The sequence below is a fragment of the Sedimentibacter hydroxybenzoicus DSM 7310 genome, assembly GCF_013403245.1.
Taxonomy (GTDB): domain Bacteria; phylum Bacillota; class Clostridia; order Tissierellales; family Sedimentibacteraceae; genus Sedimentibacter; species Sedimentibacter hydroxybenzoicus.
On record NZ_JACBNQ010000010.1, the window covers coordinates 77,222 to 96,659 of the forward strand.

Sequence of the window (19,438 nt, forward strand, 5' to 3'; positions counted from 1 at the left end):
AGTATTTCTAATAATTGTTATGTTGTTGTGAAGATGCTATCTTTTATATGAAAAGGTGATGGTAACAGGATGCAAGATTATTATACTCAGGAACTTTCTTGCGAAACATGCGGAAGGCCATTTGTCTTCAGAAATTATGAGAAGGAACGCTTAGCAAAGCAGGGATTGGCAAAGTCAAAACATTGCCCGTTGTGCCGTAAAGCTGCGCATGATCTTAGGAAAGAAGATACAAGGCGAATAGAAAATGAAATATGGCAGCAAAAAAAGGCAGAAGATAAAAAACTATTTGATATTCGATTGAACGAGTGGAAGGTTGTTACGAAAGGATAGTATTCATCCGTCTAACGACAATGTTCTTTATATAATCGGAAATGGATTTGCAACGGTTTCGTTATTGACAATTGGCTTGATATAGTTGGTGCGTATGATGAAGATGCGGGTGAAGAATGCGGTGATGTAGGTATAATATTAATGATTTCGGCTTGCTTATCGTTACAAATCATTTTGAAACGATAAAACAAAAATCGTTTCAAAATGCAACGATAAATGTAACGATATGATTATTGTTGCAAAATTACAGTAAGTGTGGTAAAATCTTATTACTAATACAATAGGAGGTGGTATTGTGGAAAATAAAGAAAAGTTTAATTTAGAATTTAAGTTAGAGGTTTCTAAAACATTTTTGAAGACCGTCAGCGCGTATGCAAACTATAACGATGGGGTAATAGTGTTTGGTGTTGATGATGATGGCGAAATTATCGGTATCGAAAATGCCACGGAAGAGTCTTTAAGAATTGAAAATATGGTTAATGACTCCATTGTTCCGGTTCCTATTTTTGAAATTAAGATTAAGAAAGCAGATAATAATAAGATTATTGTTTTGGAAGTCAAAAAAGGCAAGGATACTCCTTTTTATTATCAAGGAAAAGCATATAAGCGTGCTAATACTTCTACTGTTGAGGTTGATAGATTTGAACTTAGAAGACTATCTATGGAGGGATTAAACGTAGATTACGAAGAGAGAAAAGCATCTTCTCAGAATTTAAGTTTCGCTGCATTGGAAGAATTGCTAAAGGAAAAGGTTGGAATAGAGAAAATAAATTTGGATATTTTGAGAACTTTAAATTTATTCAGCAAAGAAGGATACTACAACATAGCAGGAGAATTGCTGGCAGATAAAAATGAAGTCGATTTTTCAGGAATTGATATAATTAAATTCGGTAAGAACATCAATAAGATTCTTTACAGAGAAACAATCGCTAATGAATCTTTATTAGTGCAATTTGACAGGGCAATAAAAATTTTTGAGCAGTATTATCAATATGAAGAGATAGATGGATATGACAGAATAAAAAGAGAATTAATTCCTAAAGAAGCATTCAGGGAAGCTTTGGCAAATGCGATAGTGCATAGGGTGTGGGACATAAACTCATATATTCAGATATCAATGTACGAGGAAAGGATTGAAATAAATTCACCTGGAGGATTACCGGCAGGTATTTCAAAGGAAGAATATTTGAATGGAAATATTTCTGTCTTAAGAAATCCCATAATTGCAGGAGTTTTTTACAGATTAAATATTATAGAGAAGTTTGGAACAGGGATAGCAAGAATAAATGAGGAATATATCCATAGTATATCAAAACCAAATTTTGATATAAGTGAAAATAGAATCAGAATAATATTGCCGGTTACTGAGTTTGATAAATTAGATTTGTCAAAGGAAGAAGTGCTTGTTTATGGTCTGTTAAAAGAAGAAGTTGAGCTTACAAGAAAGGAAATAGATTCAAAAACAGGATTTGACAAGTCAAAAACTCTCAGAGTTATAAATAATCTTATTGAAAAAAATATAATAGAAAAAACAGGTAGCGGTGTTGCTGTAACGTATAAAGTAAAATAAAATCAGCAGAGATATTGTTGAAGCATGAGGATAAGATTGTTGAGATGTTGAAAAATATGTAAAATAATACTTGAATATGACGTCAAAAATGGACGGCATTTATGCATTTATACATAAATATTGCATGATTATTATTGAATGCTTCTGTTTTTAAGAAATGTGATGATTTTAAGGCTATTTTAATTATTGAAAAAAGGTTTTTTGAGAGCTTTGTCAATTTGTTTAATACAACTTAGGGTTTTTTCAAGAAATAATTTTCAAAATAATGTATAAAATCGTATGGATTTATACACTATTATCCCATACATATATACTACTGCTGAATGTAATATGCCCTGTTATCATTATATTCAGCTATGCTGCTGTTGTTACAAATTTTGAGGGCAATGCGCATACATTGAGGATTTTAACCAAACTTCATCCTTCTATAGATAAATATAGTATGAATCTGACCGCAGCATTACTGAATACCCTTGTCAAATATCCTAAAGATTCAATGAATTTTAATAGTAAGGATGCGGATATTAAAAACCATAAACTGGGATATTATTTTTTTGAACAGGATGAGTTTGACAGAATTACAATGTTGACAACCACTAATTTTAATTCAGATATTGCAAGGCATCCGTTGACATATATTCTGGAGGCTGCTGATGATATTGCCTACGCAACAGCAGATCTCGAAGATGCACATAAAAAAGGTCTTTTCTCTTTGCAAGAGTTTGAAAGCTTTTTTAATGATCAAATAGAAGAATATAAGTTAAATGGCAGTATGGGCACAGAGCAATAAAAAAGTCGAAATTATTAATCGATGAATTAATTTCAGAGGAAGTGTTTATAAGGTTGAACCTATCTTTCATAGCTGTTTTCAAGTTGAAGTGAGGTGGTAAAACAAACAGAAAAATATTGAACGAAAGGCTATATTGTGGTATAGTAAAATAACAATATTTGTAAGGTTATTAAATATATTTTGTTTAAGGATGTGTGGAAAATGCCAAGGTTAAGTCGAGGTCAGTTAAGCAAAATTCGCATTAGAGGATTTAAGTCAATTAAGGAATGTGAAATTAAATTTAATAAAATTAATGTATTAATAGGCAGTAACGGTGCAGGTAAATCTAACTTTATTTCTGCATTTTCTTTGCTTCAAAATATTTTAATAAAAAACTTACAATTAACGGTTGCACAAAGCGGTATTAACTCCTTGTTTTTTAACGGCAGAAAGATAACCGAGGAAATAGAATTTGAAGTTTTTTTCGGGAATAATTCTTACGGATTTACACTTGTACCAACTGAAGATAACAGACTGATTTTTAAAAAAGAGTATTTCGGATATTACGGAAATTATAATTATGAGAGTTTTGTATCCAGCGGTCATAGTGAATCAAGGTGGGAAACAGGAACAGGAAATAAAATTCAGGATTATGTTGCTCCAATATTAGACAAACAAAATTGGAGAGTGTATCATTTTCATGATACAGGAAAGAGCGCAAAGGTAAAACAAGAGCATAATATTTCAAATAATAAAGTATTACTTTATGATGCTTCGAATCTCGGTGCATTCTTGTATAGATTACGAAACCATTACAAAAATTCATACGATGAAATTGTTAAAACTATAAGGCTGATAGCTCCATATTTTGATAACTTTGAATTGGAGCCGAATGAGGGTAATAATGAATTAATAATTCTCAGATGGAGGCAGAAAGGATGCGAAGATATATTTAATGCTTCTCAGCTATCTGATGGTACATTGAGATTTGTTTGTCTTGCAACTTTATTGCTGCAGCCTCATGAACTACAACCAGAAACTATAATAGTTGATGAACCGGAGCTTGGACTTCATCCGTATGCCATTACTATATTTTCTGAAATGGTCAGACAATTATCCGATGAAAAACAAATAATTATTTCAACACAGTCTGTAGAGCTTCTTAATGAATTTGATATTGAGGATATCATTGTTGTTGATAGGGATGAGTCAGGTTCAATATTTAAACGTCTGAGCGAAGAAGAGTTAAAAGAGTGGTTGGAGTATGACTATGCGTTAGGTGATTTGTGGAAAAAGAATGTGCTGGGAGGTAGACTCTCAAAATGAAAAATGTGTATATTTTATGTGAGGGGCAAACGGAAGAGTCCTTTATCAATGAAGTTATATATCCGTATTTTTTAAATATTGGTATTTATATAAGACCAATAATATGCACAACAAAAAGAACTATAGCTAAAAAGCACAAAGGTGGAGTATCTGATTATAATAAAATTAAAACTGAACTGAAAATTTTATGTAAGCAGCACAAAAACGAAATTGTAACAACGATGTTTGATTATTATGCAATGCCGGATAATACTCCGGAAATTCATCATAAAGATTCAGATATATATAAACAGATTGAGTATATAGAAAATAAAATTACCGAAGATATTAATCACTCTAATTGTTTTTTCGGGTTAATGCTTCACGAGTTTGAAGGACTGCTTTTTTCTTCGCCACAGTCATTTGAGTTAATAACTGATATTAATACTACCAATATTATACAAGATATCAGGGATTCGTTTGATTCTCCTGAGCATATAAACAATTCCGTAGAGACCGCACCATCAAAGCGATTAGAAAAACTAATACCTAACTATTCTAAAATAAGAAATGGTACAATCATATCCAAAGAAATAGGCATTGATAGACTAATAGAGGAATGTAAACATTTTTCTGACTGGATTGAAAAAATAAAGACGTTTGAATTACAGAGCAGATAACATAAATTTTAGTTTAAGTCGTGAAAGAGTGATTTTCGGAGTTGGCCCGACAACACTTTTTTATTTTTCAAAATATAATAATAATTCTGATACAAATATCAATGAAATTCATAGTTTATTAAAAATTGCATTTGAGAAGTATCAGGATGACGACGGTTATGTTAACGTTAGTTTCGCAGGAACATTTATTAAGAGAACAAAACCGGATTTTGATTTGCATTCTTATGGATATTTGAAATTGCCGGATTTAATAGAAGCATATCCGGATAAAAATATAAACAGACTTAATAGTACACAGTGTTGAGGATATAAAATGAATTGGAATCATACATCGATAGAAAAAGAAGAATATTATAATATGCTTTCGACAATGCATATAAAAAATGATTGTGAAACTCTTAAGGCGTTAGCTCCTGTTATTTCTCAACCTATAATTATTTTAGGTATGTTGCCATATCTATCATTGTTTTGTAACTCTGTACAGGAATATATCAATAGAAATATTGCTTATACTGCTATTGAAAATGATTCACCTTTTTCCATTTCAGATATGAGAAGCAAGTTGAAATTATTTGATGAAAGATATAGTAAAGCAAAAAAACAGATACTATTGTCAGATGATTTGCAAGATCAAAAATTCAGAGACAGACTGCGTTTCCCTTGGACAAGAGGTCTAAATATTCACTATAATCTAGGAGTTTTTTGCGATGAGGAGGGACATATTATTGGTAATACCCAATATATATACTTTCTATTTCAAGATAAATTATTTTCAAAATCGTTAGAGGATCCGAACGAATTGAGAGAATTTGGTCAAGCTATCGGTACTGTTATCAGTTCGACATGTTCAGGACTAAAGGATTTTTTACCGGATTATTGTGTTAACATTAATAGCAGAAAATTTAAAATCAGTTATAAAGATTTTAATACTAATCACAGATTCAACCTGTTTCCACAAATTAAAAACGGAAAGGAAGTTACATTACGATTACTTCATATTCTTACTTATATTAATTTTTTGCGTTATGTAATAATGAATATAGCTGATTATACTAACCCTTGGCGGTTAAGGGTAATGTATATAACATTATATTACGCAGTAAAAAGTATTGATAAACTTGTTTTCATTTTAGATGCCAATAATAAAGAGAAAGAATTAGCAATGGAACTTAAAAATTTCATATCATTTAAAGAGGGTATATTTGATTCGGTGTTCCGTAACTGCATGATGCATTATGGTTTTTTTGATAACGGAAAATCGTCAATCAATGATGAATACTTAGATGTGCAGATACCCTTTGGTGGACTTATTGAAAGTAGATTTAACGGATATAATTATGCCAAATACTCTAATCTGCTGAACGATAAAGTTATAAAACTCTCAGATGATTTAACAGCTATACTTCCCATCAATTTAACCGGATTAAGGGAATTGTAGGTATAGTAAGACATATTATGTAATGCGTAAAAAACAGTTGATACAGATAATAAATCTATATAATTCTTATGTTAAAACTAATTAGAAAATTGTTAGGGGGTAACTGGTGATGAAAATAACATTTACTACCAAAGAAATGATAGCTGCAATTGCTCGTCGAATAACTATTGTTACAGCTCTGCATGGTGGCATGCAAATTCAAGATGCAGAATTTTCGGGAAGTATTTTAGAAGGAGCCGTAAAAGGATTTGGCTTAAAAAATGAGCCCCAATCCGTTTCGGAAAAACTCATGGATACCATAGATCATGCGCTGAATGAGATTATTTCTTCACCTGATTATGAACTTCCGGATGTTTGTAAAGAAGAATTACGAAAAGAGGCATTCTCTATTCAAAAAGCATTACAGTACATTCAATCTGATTCTCCGGTGGAACTGTTTACGCAAACTATTTCCGATATTTGTGCACAATCATCGGAATGTGATATCAAAACTCTTCCAATTGATAATATGGTCGCTAAGATGATTAGTCATGTAGAAAAAGCTATACAAGACAATCACGAACTTACGGGCCTGTCTACGCTAATAAATTCCAAAGAGATACTGAGTAAATTAGATATCATCCTTTCCATTTTGACATCAAAAATGGGAAGCTACTATGCTAAAGAAGAATATACTGATATGGAAAATTATAAGAAAGCAAGGCAAACTGCAGAAAGTTTTGCTAAAGCTTTTAATGAACCGCTTTTTGCTGAACATCAATTTGAGAAATCGATTCGTTTGCGTGATGTTTACGTAGATTCTATCTTTGTTCCTTCAAGCGGATATGAATATTCCGATTTTGATGAGTTATATAAATCTTGTAAAGAAATGTCCTGTATTTTAATTGAGGGAGATCCAGGTATAGGAAAATCTTCACTTGCAATGAAAGTTGCTATGAGTTATTTAAGCAACGATATTTTTCAGGATATGAATGTGTTTTTTATACGTGGCAAGGAAATTCGGCAATCAGATGGAAATCCTATTGAGGATATCCTTAAGATAACTAGGATTAAAACAACAGATGCTTTGGATAATTCTATTATCTTTTTAGATGCATATGATGAAATTTCCTATGTATCCGAAAGTGTGGAGCGAAATCAAGAATATATGAATCGCCTAGTTAGAGCATTTGACAATGCTGTTTTGATTATAACTTCTCGACCTAAATACATAAAACATTTTGTTGGTGAAACTGTGAAAATGCGTGGCTTTTATCCGGAACAACGCAGAGTATTTTTAGAGAAATATAACTCAAAACGAGATGAGGCTGATAAATTACCAAGAAATTTCATTGAAGAATTAACTCAGGAAGACATACAGTATCAGGATCAGATAAATGAGATTTTATCAATCCCAATGCTGTTGTATATAATTTCAGTGCGGATGGTTAACATTAATGAAATTGAAGATAGATTTAATCTTTATGAAGTCATATTCGGACCTGATGGAAAAGGTGCGTTGAATACTAGAGGTAAGGAAAGGAAGTCTGTATCACAATCTATATGGAGTGAAACATATGAGTTAGCATTGCAAATAGCAAGAACCATATATTTTAAAAATGATTTATACATAAGTGAAAATGATATCATTTCCCATATTTACAATATGAAAATCAGTGCATCCAGTAAAGAGGTTTTGAAAAATCGTTTTGGAGTAGAAATATTTTTGAAAGGTGCTCAGAACAACATTTTTACTTTTGTACACACAAGTATTTATGAATATTTTGCCGCTAAGTGGATCTGTAAAAAATTGAGAGAAATAATCATAGGACACCTACACGAAAGTTGGTCTTTAGAACAAGTAATTGTAGAATTGAACAAAACTTTTAACACAATGCACTTTGACCGAAATGTTTTCTATTATGTAATGCATAATATAAATAAAGAGTATTTTACATCTATTTTTAGGGATGAAAACCTTCTGTACAACACTTCAAATTTGCTGAATAATCTTTTATGTTCCAATATCTGCGAGGGAAATGACAGTAGTGGAATCCCATACTTTATACAGATGAAAAATATGCTTTTGTGGACTTTTAACTCTTTTAACATCATTTTTGGTATGTTTGAGATAGATAAAAATGCTCATTGGGTAAAGTTGAATTATGATGCTATTCGATTTTTATTAAAGTTGAAAAATGCAGAGGATGTTCTTTTTCTTTCACATTTAGATTTGAGTAATATTTTTCTTGAGAAGACTGACTTTGGAGAAACACATTTTATTGACAATGATTTAACTTCAGCAGATTTTACATCCTCAAGCTGCACTTCTATTTCAAGTAGCGGTCAGCGCTTCTGCAAAATGAGATTTAAGTTTGCAGATTTCTGGAAGAACGATCTTAGAGGATATGTGTTTGACGGTTCTGATTTTAGGTTCTCTGATTTTAGAGAAACTATATTAAATGGAGCGAGTTTTCGAGGGGCAGATTTAAGATGCGTTAGTTTTGACAATGCTGAAATTTATGGTGTTGACTTTACCGATAGCCATATTATAATTGAGGATTTTGAGAATGCCCATTATGATGAAGATGCCTTTATTAATGCAATTATTCATGACGTTTCGGAAGATCCAAATTATCCTTTATTGTTTTTCGATGAAGAACTTCAAGATAACTAGTTCCGACTTATGACCGGTAATAATACTCGACATTTGATTACTGAAATAAAATAAAATGTATTGCGGGAAAGAGGTGATAATTTAGTTCCGTTCATGAGTGACAGTATTCTTAAAACCGATTTTAATGATGGATTATTATATGATTGGAATATTTATCATTTACACCTAACAAAGCAATTTAGGACAGATGGTTTTGCAAAAAGAAGTAATTATGAATTATTTGTCTATCTTACAGAAGATACCACTTACTTCATTCAAGTATATAGCCATAATAAAAAGAATCTTTACTCAACGGAAGATATGGTAAGGATAATTTATGATAATTGGTCACACCTTATTGAAAAAAATCGTATTACGAGTGCAATTCGTTTATCGGAAGAGATTGATGATGAAGCTTATGGTAAATTAAGAAAAGCCAACATGACAACCTTTGTTCAAATACGGGAGAACGAAATTTTTGGACTTATTGATGGAGGATATATGTCAAACGGATTTTCAACGGAAGCTTTAAGAAATGCTAACCATCTTCTAAGATGCGACCTGCAAGAGCACCTTGCTTTGTGAAAACATTCAAATAAATTGTCGAAATTTAGTCAACACAATCCGTAAAAAATTTACGGATTGTGTTGACTTTTTAGAGGGAAATTATTTATAATGTTTTAAAGAGGTGAAAATCATGATTAAAATTTTCGAAGTTTCAGGTTTTAAAAATTTTAAGGATAAGATTATATTAAACTTTTCTGATGTAAGGGACTATAAGTTTAACTCTGATTGTATTACAAATGGATTAATAAGCAAGGCTATTATTTATGGCAAGAATTCTACCGGAAAATCAAACTTTGGGCTGGCTATTTTTGATATTGTTTCACACTTGACGAATAGAAACATTACCACAGGAATGTATGATTATTATTTGAATGCGAATAATTTTAATAAGTTTGCGGAATTCCACTATATTTTTAAATTTGGAGACCAAATACTTGATTACAATTATAAAAAAAATGAAAAACAAATATTGATATATGAAAAATTATTATTAGATAATAAGGTGTTGTTTGAATATGAATTTGAAAATAAAACAGGTAATATAGACGGTATTAGGGATATAGTTCCTTCGCTTAACTGGATATTTCAGGATTCAGATTCTATTTTGAAATATGTTATCAATAATACAATACTTGATGATTCTCATCCAATTAGACAGCTGATGCGTTTTGTTTCGAATATGCTGTGGTTCAGGAGCTCGGACGAAAACAGATACATAGGATATAAAAATAAAATTAATGACTATTTTGATTTCATTTTTGAAAAAAATTATCTTAAAGAATTCGAAGATTTTCTTCATTCGGCTGGCATTAAAGAAAATTTGAAAGCAATAAAGGATAGTGATGGTATAAAACGGCTATATTTTACTGGAAAGACTCCATTACCTTTCTTTAGAGTTGCTTCAAGTGGCACAAAAACACTATATAATTTCTTCTATTGGTATAAGACTGCAGAAGAAGTTTCTTTAATGTTTATTGATGAGTTTGATGCCTTTTATTATTATGAACTATCAGAAAGTATAGTCAGTATAATTGAAAAAATGAAAAATACACAAGTTATTCTTACTTCACACAATACAAACCTTTTATCAAATCGTATTATGCGACCAGACTGTTATTTTATACTCACAGACAACAAGTTAACATCTTTTGCAAATGCTACAAATCGAGAACTTAGAGAGGGTCACAATTTAGAGAAGCTATATATAAGTGGTGAATTTGATGAATAAAGAAAGATCTAAAATTCTTGTCATTGTGGAAGGTGAAAAAACAGATGTAAGATTAATGGAGCATTTGTTGAGTATATACGGAATTGACGAAAAACATGAGATTGGATCAATATGATATAAAGATTTTTAATGAATTAACAAGATATTGATTTTGTTTGAAAATCTTTTCAAAGGATTTGTATATAATTTAAAAATTAATCAAAGTTCAAAAACTAAATAATATTGGAGAAAGTATGAAAAGATGTATTATAAGTATAATATTAATCATAAGTCTACTTTATTTTATTAGTAGACAAATTATGGACTTTTTTCCGGCAATAGTATTTTGTGCAAGTTTTTTTATGAGTGTATATGTATCTAAATTTGTTGATTTAAAGAGCAGTATATATAAAGAATATAATGTTAAACTTGTATTTAATAGATTTGGATTGCCTCGAATTGAATATAATAATGTAATAATACAAAGAAAAATCGCGGATGCACTTATTTGGGCATCAAAAGTTCTCGTTATATCGGTACTAATGCTATTTGTAACAGTTTTAGGGTTTGTTTTAAAGTTAGATTTAGATTATTTATTTTTATTGATAATAATTGGGCTAATATTTGGTTCATTATTTCATTTAAACGATATAAAAAAATTATGGAAAATATACTTTGGAAAAAGAAATTCACTAAATGTTAAGTTTGTGAAAGATGATGTAGAATTAATTGAAACAAAAGGTGTTATGTATTTGCATAAGGATGTTTATTTTTATGAAGAGATTTTTAACAAATATAGTATTGATGATTTAAGACGTGAGCTGATTTTAATAGAACAAGAAATATATGATAGCAATAAGCGTAGATTTTGGGATAAGTATATAGTTCCAACGTTATTTTTATTAACTACAAGCACTATGGGGTTTATAAATGCTTTATTTGTAAAAGACATTTCAATGGAAATATACGATGTAAATATTTTGATGATGCAATATTCTGCATTAATAAGTATAGTTGTGATTATAATTATCCAAATATTTTTGGCAAAGCATTTGTTATTTAATCCCCCTGCAAAAAAGCTAATATTGCAAAAACTTGTAATTGAAGCTATTCTCGCGAAAAATATGAATTTAAATTAAAAATACGGAACAAATCTTGTTAGTACTATATTTAGAACCATGGTTTAGGAATGATCAGAAAGAAAATGCCTAACATAGATTTGTTTGAGATGACGAAGGTATAAAATGAACAGAAAAAAAGATGAAAAAACTGCAAAAATATTGTATGAAGTTATGGAGAGTGCGAAAGCACTTAGTCGTGAGTTGCATGAAAAAAGAGATAAAAGTCTCTGGAAAGAAATTAAAATGCCGTGTAATTTGGGGGATATAATTCATGGATTGAAAAAAAGTGAAATGACTGACATCCGCCAAAATTTAGGGATAAAATATTTAAGCTCCCTAAATAAAGATGATTTAGCCTCGGAGCTGACTAAATTACTACCGATATTTTTTGAATATACAATACGTAAATTTGACCGTAGCTTATTTGACTTAATAACATCAATAGTTCATAATTCCGGGGCAATACCATGTGCAGATATGGAACTTTCAGATGTTGAAAAGTTAATGAGGTATGGCATTGCCTTTCCGGTAAAACTGGACAAGCAAAAGGTTCTTTTTATGCCTGAAGAATTAATAAATCAATATAATTTATTAAATATTATTGAAACTGAAAGGGTAATTCAACGAAATACAGAATGGATACTTTTAGTGCAGGGCATGCTTTATTACTATGGTGTAATGGATGCATGGCGTTTAATTAAAAATGTTGAAAAATATGTTGATCAAAAAGTTAATATTGATGAATTTATAGATGTGTTATCTTTTTCTTGCTATTTTTATGAGTATATGGATATGACTGATTACGGTTACAGAGATAGCAGAGTGCATGACAGCAGAGCAATAATTGCAGAGCATAACAAACGACATGATGTTGATTATTATCCATTTACAAAAAAATATCTCTTAAAGACAGGTGATCGAAATAATAGAAGCTTGTCATCGGAAATGAAAAGCTTTACAGACTTTCTCCTGTTGAATTATGACATACCAAAGGATGGAATATATGAAATATCGGATCAATTAATCAATATTATAAATACGGGATTGAATCCATCGGTAATTATCGAATATTTAGAAACATGGATTGAGATACCTTCTTTTGAGTATTTGCAAATTTTAACCACTAAAGTAACGGAGCTGTACAACAATACGCGTCAATGGGCACTAAAGGGACATACACCCGGAGAATTGTTCAAAGCTTCTTCACCCCCAAATAATGTAATTGAAATGCCAACGCAAAATAAGATTGGCCGCAACGATCCGTGTCCCTGCGGTAGTGGTAAAAAATACAAAAAATGCTGCGGGAAGTAATACAATTATGCATTTTATATTATGCTTTTGATATAGGCTCAGAAACAACCTCACTATACTGATATATACAACTATTGTGCTAAAGCAATTTTTGTGACAGCAACCTTATAAAACGAAGCTTTAAGTTTGAGTCATAAAAATAACAATCCGCCATCGAGCGAACAAAAGTTCGAAAATGGTTGCAAAAAATACAATTCTCTGATATACTATAATAAAAATAATTTTCCAAAAAAAAGGGGTTTACCATGAAAACAATAGAGAATATTATAGATATTTTAGGATATAAATATTCTGAATCTTTATTCTATAGAGATAATATTTTTAGAGATTCTGGTATAAAAAAGCACCTTACTTCACAAATGTATAGGATAATAACAGAGATAAATCCTGATGCAGTTTATTGTGCTGATAATAAGCCCTTTATTGTTTTTTTTGATATAAGTAATAATGAGCATAAAAAATCTTTATTTAAGAAAATCTGGAATGCTCAAATTCCGGTAGTCTTTTTTAATTATGAAGATCGAATTGAAATATATAATGGTTGTTCATTAAAATTGGATACACATGAGTTAATGAATGTTGATAGTTTGCAAAGCGATGCGATTAATGAATTTAGTGATTTTTCATTTTGGAATGTAACAAATGAAAGCTTTTGGCTGAAATACAAAAAATCATTTGATGCACCTAAAATTGATAGTGTAATGCTTGATAATATTAAATATATAACTGATCTTCTCAAAAAATCATCATGTAAAGATTTTGCTGTTAAATTGGTATTAAGATTGATTTTTATAAGGTTTTTAATTGATAGAGGCGTTGATTTAGATTATCCGGGCTTTAATGAATCTATTGAGAGCTCTAAGGAATCATTATTAAAGATCCTTCAGTCAAAAAATTGTTTATATAATTTATTTATCTATTTAAAGGATAAGTTTAACGGAAATTTATTTGAACTGTATGTGAACGGAGCAGGACAAAGTGAAGAGGAAATTATGGAGGATTCTGTTATGGGATTGCTCTATGATTTAATGTCAGGACAATTGGAAATCAGGACTAATCAATGGTCCTTGTTTCCTCTGTATGATTTTAATATTATTCCGATTGAACTTATAAGTAATATATATGAGAGATTTTTAGGAGAAAAAAGACAAAAAGAGGATAGTGCATTTTATACACCTCCTTATTTAGTAGATTATATTTTGAATCAAACAATAAAACCTTACCTGAATGATCACAAATCTTGTAAGGTTTTGGATCCTGCTTGTGGATCAGGAATTTTTTTAGTGGAAACATTGCGTTCTATAATTGAAGCTAATATATCTGAGGATTCATATATAAATGATGATGAAAAATTAATAGAACTTATTAAAAATAATATCTTTGGCATTGATAAGAATGGAGAGGCTATTGATGTTGCGATTTTTTCAATGTATGTAACAATACTTGATTACAAGGATCCTAAATCTCTAAAAAATTTCAAGTTACCTTACTTAAAAGAAACTAATTTTTTTGAAAATGATTTTTTTGATGATGGTATTGAGGAAGTCTTTAAAGGTGTAAAGTTTGACTTTATAATAGGGAATCCGCCTTGGGGTAGAATAGATGGTGGATTGCATATTGATTACTGCAGAAAAAATAAATATGAAGTACAAAACAATGAAATATCAAGAAGCTTTATATATAGAACAAAGGATTTTTGTTGTGACAAAACAAAATGTTGTTTAATAGTTACTTCTAAAATATTTTATAATTCTCAAAATCCGGCTGTTAAATTCAGAGAATGGCTTTTGACAAATTCAAAAATTATGAAATTTATAGAACTGTCTGCGGTAAGAGAGTTGGTTTTCAAGCACGCTAAAGGACCGGCTGCGGTAGTCTTTTATACATTCTCAGAAGAAAAAAACAAGAATCTTTCAAATGATATTACTCACATTGTTCTTATGCCAAACGTATTTTTCAGCCTTTTTAATATTATTGTAGTTGAAAAGATAAATTATAAATATATTAAGCAGATTATATTATTCGATAATGATTGGGCATGGAAAACAATAGTATTTGGTACTTCAAAAGACTTTTTATTATTGAAAAAGATGAAAAGCAAATACAAAAATCTTAAAATGCATATTGAAAATAATAATTTATTATATGGGACAGGTATTCAAACACAAGATGGAAAAAAGGATGCATCACATTTATTGGGAAAAAAGATCATTGACCCCAAAGGAATAACATCTTTTTACGTGGATACAAGCAAGTATACAGTTTTTAATAAAAGGTCAATACACAGGATAAGGAACGAAAAATTATTTGAGCCTCCTTACGTATTAATAAAAAAGGGATTTAATATTAAAACATACAAATTGAAGGCTGCATATTCAGAAGAGGAGTTCTTGTATAGTGATGCAATAACCGGAATTGTGGGTAAAGATAAAAATCTTTTTCTTTCGTTAATGGGACTTATAAACTCTTCTTTGTATGCTTACTTTAATTTAATGTTAGGAACTTCAGCAGGGATAGAGCGTGAACAGGGGTTTCCTACAGATATATTAAAATTTCCGGCTCTTGTTGACAGTGAAATTGCTAATCTTACGGAATCCATTGTTGATTTGCTCAGCAATGATCATATTATGCAAGTTGGCTTTAATGAAGACAAAGAGGAAAAAATAAGAGCTCTTGATGAATATGTATTAAAATGTTTTAACTTAGAAAACAATAGTTCTATTGATTATGTTTTGAATATTCAAATTCCACTTCTGTCAGGTGGCAATACATATAAGGAAGTGTCGGATGAACAATTAAAAGTATATTCTGAAGTTATAACAGATTATTTTGATGATATTTTGAAAGAAAATAATCAATTTATAGAAGCAAGAGTTTATAAAAAAATTATGTCTCATTATTCAGCAGTGGAATTTACAATAGTTAATGATGAGCCTATGAAAAAAGTGAATTTTGTAGAAAATGAAAAAAGAGATAACTTAGAACTGTTTAGTAAGTTTATGATTGGAAAAACAAATGACATGTTTTTTCAGATTAAAGATATTATTAATTTTGAGGAAAATTCATTTTATATATTGAAAACGAATGATGTGAAAAATTGGCATGAGGCAATTGCTGAACTTGATCTCAGTGATATACTTAATTCAATTTTATCTCAAAAGGAGGAATTGAGATGAGTGGATTTAGGAATAATATTTCTTTAAATAGAAGTATATCACAAGGAATATTAAAGAATATTATATCAAAATTATTGATTTGCTGTGATTTAATGCTTGATGACTGTATAAAAAACAGCTTGAAAATTAATAACTTAGAAGAAGATATAAGGGATTATCTATATGTAAACTACTTAAATGATGATGATATTATGGAGAAAGTTGGCTTGGATGAATTCAGATTTTATTCGGAAGTACCTGAAAATTATCAAAATAACAAACCTAAAGGCAGAACAGATTTACATGTTTTCAGCATAGATATGTTTAAACATAGAAAGCAGTATTTTACCATAGAATGTAAACGAATTAATGGTAAAAAAACTTTAAATAGATATTATATTGAAAATGGAATAAAAAGATTTCTTGGAAAGCAGCCATTGTATTCATCTTTTTTTGGTATGAACTGTTTGTTTTCTTTTGTTGTGGAAGATATAGATATAGAAAAAAATACTGATGAAATTAATGGATTAATATCATGTGATTATGAAGAAATAAATGTAAAAAGCCCTATTTCCCATATAGAGATATCATCAAGTTACGACTATACATATAAATCTGAATATGTGGCTAATCATGATACTGATATTTTACTCTATCATGTCTTTTATAATTTTACATCAATTATTAAATAAATATTAATTATACAATAACGTGGAGGCTTAGGATGAAATCCATAAGAAACAGCGGTAAGAAGACAATAACCCTTGATGAAATATCAAAAGTGTATAAATTAAGGGACTACCATTCCTTAGTGGATTTTATAATGGATAAAATAGAATCTGAACTTATTGAGCCTGTAAAAAGCTCAGGGACTAATGGTAAGACTCCTGCATTGTATAATAAATATAGAATTAAAGATTTAAAGGTTGATAATACAGAGTATGAGAATGAGCTTATGTTTAATATTCATCCTTCTTTGAAGATAGATTATTACCTGAAAAATATTATTCAATATAAAGAAGACAGAAAATATATTTTGCAGCTTAGTAATTACATATCTAAGCATAAAGAACTTTTAAATGATTCTGTATCAATAAATGAAAGAAGCTTTGAAATTTGGAACAGAGAGAAATTTCTGTATAAAGAAGGCGGCTTAAGAATTTTAAAAAACGTCGGATTTTCATTACATGATTTAAATATCTATGAAACTACAGAGCCGCTGTCGTATTATTCACATCATAAAGACATCCCACAAAATATATTAATTTTAGAAAATAAGGATACATTCTACAGTATGAGAAGATATTTAATAAATACCGGCAGAACCATACTCGGATTACCTATAGGAAGTTTAGTATATGGTAAAGGAAAAGGAATATTCAAGTCCTTTAAGGATTTTACATTCTGTGTTGAACCGTATTTGAGCGACCAGTCTAATCAAATACTTTATTTAGGGGATTTAGATTATGAAGGTATATTAATATATGAACAGTTATCTGCTGTCTTCATGGACAGTATACCCATCAGACCATTCGGTGAAGCGTATGTGTATATGTTAGAAAAGGCAAAGAGTGTTATTTTGCCTGAAATGAAGGAAGGACAAAACAAAAAAATAGGCAGCCTTTTTTTGAACTCATTCAATGATAATGTTAGAGTTGAAATTTTAGAAATATTAAGGAATAACAAGTATATACCTCAGGAAATATTAAGTATCAGGGACTTTTAGGAGGACGTATGGTTTCTTTTTTGAACAATTTTCCGAAACGAATGAAAAATGTAGGCTCCTATGCTTTTTTATTTAAAAATAGTATGTCTAAGACCACGTGGAAGCAATACGGTTTTGAAGACTTTTATGAACAGACCAACATGGTGTTCATAGTAATGCTTTTTATTATGGAGCAATCGTTAAAAGATGAGCCATGTACCATGGACGATATTGGCGGGTTTATAGACATGGTAAATATGGAAAATTTTAAGAAACCTATTTCCTATGAAGAATGCAAGGAGTTAGGTGATTTTATTATAAATGTAATCTTAGGAAATCAAGGAAAGGTTATGTATTTTAGGGGGTATGATTTTCAGGATGAAGAGTACAAAAATATACATATAAGTTTTATCAACAACAAGCCTGTGTATATTGATGATGAAATCAGAAGGACATCATATCACCTGACAGATGATGGATATAATTTAATGTTATCCACGTTAGAAATGGAAAGCAATATGCTGTTAACTATTCATGAAATGATTTTCAAGCTTCATATAGAAAAAGCATCCTATGATAAGGCTGTAGATGATATTAAGAATATATTCAATCAGCTGCGTATACAATATCAGCGTATAAGGGAAGCTATGAGAAAGATAAAGCAAAATGCACTGAATTACTCAGTATTGGATTACAAGATATTGTTGGAGGAGAATCTTGAGACAATAGGGGATACAAGCAGGAAATTTTCAGGGTACAGGGAGAATATAAGGGAAAGAGTAAGAGAGTTAGAAGAAAAAGACATAAATATTCAAAAACTGGACAAAGAAGATACCAAGAATCTTATGAATTTAAAAATAATTGAAAATTATCTGGGCAGGGCAATAGATGAGCACCAACAAATATTAAAAAGTCATTTTGAGCTTAACTCGTTATATAGCAAAGAATTAGAGGATCTATCTCAGATGACCTTGATAAAAAGGTTTAATATAAGGAGTGAGTTGTACGATAAAATATTGGAGAATCCTGACAACCTAAGAAATATTGAATATTTTATCCGACCTTTGTTAAATCAAGAGGTGGATAAGGTCTACAATATAAATAAGTCAGTGGAAATACAAAAACCAATCCGGACTAAGCTTAGGGATGATGAAGAAGAAGTACTGGAATTTGATGATGAGAAATGGCAGGAGGAGCAAGCAGCTAAGCAAAAAGAAAAAGTAAAGCTATATAATCGTTCTCTTTTGTCGATACTTACTTACGCTTACGAACATAATGGAATAAGTCTTAAGGATTTAAAGGAAAGTCTAAATGAGGATTATTCAGAATTGATTCCTAACGTAGAAATATTTAAAGAAATCGTAATTGAACTTCTCAGGAATTCAAATATTGATATACAAGAATTAAAAAAGGAGCGTTCAGAGCATATAGCAGAAAATACAACTTTAGAATTTCAATTAAATGAAAGTATTTTGGATTTAATAGAGAATAATCATAGTTTAGAAGGTATAAAAAAGATAAGTACATTCAGGCTTGATGATGAGGATCTGGTTATATTTGAAAATCTCAATAGCAACACCGGTAAGATTAAGCGCATTTATTGTTCTAATATCTATTTCGATTTAAACCAATAGATGAACAGGAG

Annotated in this window: 17 protein-coding genes; all 17 read left to right on the top strand. The window is 30.1% G+C overall.

Annotated features, from left to right (window positions below):
- The first annotated feature begins 69 nt into the window (after positions 1 to 69).
- Positions 70 to 330 (top strand): zinc-ribbon domain containing protein, encoded by a 261-nt coding sequence (locus tag HZF24_RS10305; protein WP_179238234.1) that lies wholly within the window; start codon positions 70 to 72, stop codon positions 328 to 330.
- A 295-nt stretch (positions 331 to 625) separates the two neighbouring features.
- Entirely contained in the window at positions 626 to 1,900 is a 1,275-nt protein-coding gene (locus HZF24_RS10310; protein ID WP_179238235.1) for an RNA-binding domain-containing protein, read from the top strand.
- 265 nt (positions 1,901 to 2,165) lie between these two features.
- Complete coding sequence (locus HZF24_RS10315; RefSeq protein WP_179238236.1) at positions 2,166 to 2,690, top strand: hypothetical protein; 525 nt, start codon at positions 2,166 to 2,168, stop codon at positions 2,688 to 2,690.
- A 201-nt stretch (positions 2,691 to 2,891) separates the two neighbouring features.
- Entirely contained in the window at positions 2,892 to 3,995 is a 1,104-nt protein-coding gene (locus HZF24_RS10320; RefSeq protein WP_179238237.1) for an AAA family ATPase, read from the top strand.
- Positions 3,992 to 4,654, top strand: a complete 663-nt coding sequence (locus HZF24_RS10325; RefSeq protein ID WP_179238238.1) for a DUF4276 family protein — start codon at positions 3,992 to 3,994, stop codon at positions 4,652 to 4,654. Before HZF24_RS10320 ends, HZF24_RS10325 begins: the two co-directional genes overlap by 4 nt.
- Entirely contained in the window at positions 4,635 to 4,958 is a 324-nt protein-coding gene (locus HZF24_RS10330; protein ID WP_179238239.1) for an OST-HTH/LOTUS domain-containing protein, read from the top strand. Before HZF24_RS10325 ends, HZF24_RS10330 begins: the two co-directional genes overlap by 20 nt.
- Positions 4,959 to 4,967: 9 nt before the next feature.
- Complete coding sequence (locus HZF24_RS10335; RefSeq protein ID WP_179238240.1) at positions 4,968 to 6,092, top strand: hypothetical protein; 1,125 nt, start codon at positions 4,968 to 4,970, stop codon at positions 6,090 to 6,092.
- 109 nt (positions 6,093 to 6,201) lie between these two features.
- Complete coding sequence (locus tag HZF24_RS10340) at positions 6,202 to 8,748, top strand: pentapeptide repeat-containing protein (RefSeq protein WP_179238241.1); 2,547 nt, start codon at positions 6,202 to 6,204, stop codon at positions 8,746 to 8,748.
- A gap of 93 nt (positions 8,749 to 8,841) precedes the next feature.
- A complete protein-coding gene (locus HZF24_RS10345) occupies positions 8,842 to 9,312 on the top strand; it encodes a hypothetical protein (protein ID WP_179238242.1) in 471 nt (156 codons plus the stop codon).
- Positions 9,313 to 9,424: 112 nt separating this feature from the next.
- Entirely contained in the window at positions 9,425 to 10,522 is a 1,098-nt protein-coding gene (locus tag HZF24_RS10350) for an ATP-binding protein (protein ID WP_179238243.1), read from the top strand.
- Complete coding sequence (locus HZF24_RS19240) at positions 10,515 to 10,637, top strand: hypothetical protein (RefSeq protein ID WP_281372278.1); 123 nt, start codon at positions 10,515 to 10,517, stop codon at positions 10,635 to 10,637. Before HZF24_RS10350 ends, HZF24_RS19240 begins: the two co-directional genes overlap by 8 nt.
- A 118-nt stretch (positions 10,638 to 10,755) precedes the next feature.
- Positions 10,756 to 11,640, top strand: coding sequence for a hypothetical protein (locus HZF24_RS10355; RefSeq protein WP_179238244.1), 885 nt, complete (start codon positions 10,756 to 10,758; stop codon positions 11,638 to 11,640).
- 105 nt (positions 11,641 to 11,745) lie between these two features.
- Positions 11,746 to 12,933, top strand: a complete 1,188-nt coding sequence (locus HZF24_RS10360; RefSeq protein WP_179238245.1) for a YecA family protein — start codon at positions 11,746 to 11,748, stop codon at positions 12,931 to 12,933.
- A 245-nt stretch (positions 12,934 to 13,178) separates the two neighbouring features.
- Positions 13,179 to 16,109 carry an Eco57I restriction-modification methylase domain-containing protein gene (locus HZF24_RS10365; RefSeq protein ID WP_179238246.1) on the top strand — a complete coding sequence of 977 codons (2,931 nt, stop codon included), beginning with the start codon at positions 13,179 to 13,181 and terminating at the stop codon, positions 16,107 to 16,109.
- Entirely contained in the window at positions 16,106 to 16,780 is a 675-nt protein-coding gene (locus HZF24_RS10370) for a hypothetical protein (protein WP_179238247.1), read from the top strand. Before HZF24_RS10365 ends, HZF24_RS10370 begins: the two co-directional genes overlap by 4 nt.
- A 32-nt stretch (positions 16,781 to 16,812) precedes the next feature.
- Positions 16,813 to 17,814, top strand: coding sequence for a Wadjet anti-phage system protein JetD domain-containing protein (locus HZF24_RS10375; RefSeq protein WP_179238248.1), 1,002 nt, complete (start codon positions 16,813 to 16,815; stop codon positions 17,812 to 17,814).
- Between the two features lie 8 nt (positions 17,815 to 17,822).
- Complete coding sequence (locus HZF24_RS10380; protein ID WP_246346062.1) at positions 17,823 to 19,427, top strand: ligand-binding sensor domain-containing protein; 1,605 nt, start codon at positions 17,823 to 17,825, stop codon at positions 19,425 to 19,427.
- Positions 19,428 to 19,438: the final 11 nt, after the last annotated feature.

Coding starts and splice junctions, on each gene's coding strand:
- HZF24_RS10305 (WP_179238234.1), top strand. CDS start 70: ATGCAAGATTATTATACTCAGGAACTTTCTTGCGAAACATGCGGAAGG.
- HZF24_RS10315 (WP_179238236.1), top strand. CDS start 2,166: ATGTATAAAATCGTATGGATTTATACACTATTATCCCATACATATATA.
- HZF24_RS10320 (WP_179238237.1), top strand. CDS start 2,892: ATGCCAAGGTTAAGTCGAGGTCAGTTAAGCAAAATTCGCATTAGAGGA.
- HZF24_RS10325 (WP_179238238.1), top strand. CDS start 3,992: ATGAAAAATGTGTATATTTTATGTGAGGGGCAAACGGAAGAGTCCTTT.
- HZF24_RS10335 (WP_179238240.1), top strand. CDS start 4,968: ATGAATTGGAATCATACATCGATAGAAAAAGAAGAATATTATAATATG.
- HZF24_RS10340 (WP_179238241.1), top strand. CDS start 6,202: ATGAAAATAACATTTACTACCAAAGAAATGATAGCTGCAATTGCTCGT.
- HZF24_RS10345 (WP_179238242.1), top strand. CDS start 8,842: ATGAGTGACAGTATTCTTAAAACCGATTTTAATGATGGATTATTATAT.
- HZF24_RS10350 (WP_179238243.1), top strand. CDS start 9,425: ATGATTAAAATTTTCGAAGTTTCAGGTTTTAAAAATTTTAAGGATAAG.
- HZF24_RS19240 (WP_281372278.1), top strand. CDS start 10,515: ATGAATAAAGAAAGATCTAAAATTCTTGTCATTGTGGAAGGTGAAAAA.
- HZF24_RS10355 (WP_179238244.1), top strand. CDS start 10,756: ATGAAAAGATGTATTATAAGTATAATATTAATCATAAGTCTACTTTAT.
- HZF24_RS10360 (WP_179238245.1), top strand. CDS start 11,746: ATGAACAGAAAAAAAGATGAAAAAACTGCAAAAATATTGTATGAAGTT.
- HZF24_RS10365 (WP_179238246.1), top strand. CDS start 13,179: ATGAAAACAATAGAGAATATTATAGATATTTTAGGATATAAATATTCT.
- HZF24_RS10370 (WP_179238247.1), top strand. CDS start 16,106: ATGAGTGGATTTAGGAATAATATTTCTTTAAATAGAAGTATATCACAA.
- HZF24_RS10375 (WP_179238248.1), top strand. CDS start 16,813: ATGAAATCCATAAGAAACAGCGGTAAGAAGACAATAACCCTTGATGAA.
- HZF24_RS10380 (WP_246346062.1), top strand. CDS start 17,823: ATGGTTTCTTTTTTGAACAATTTTCCGAAACGAATGAAAAATGTAGGC.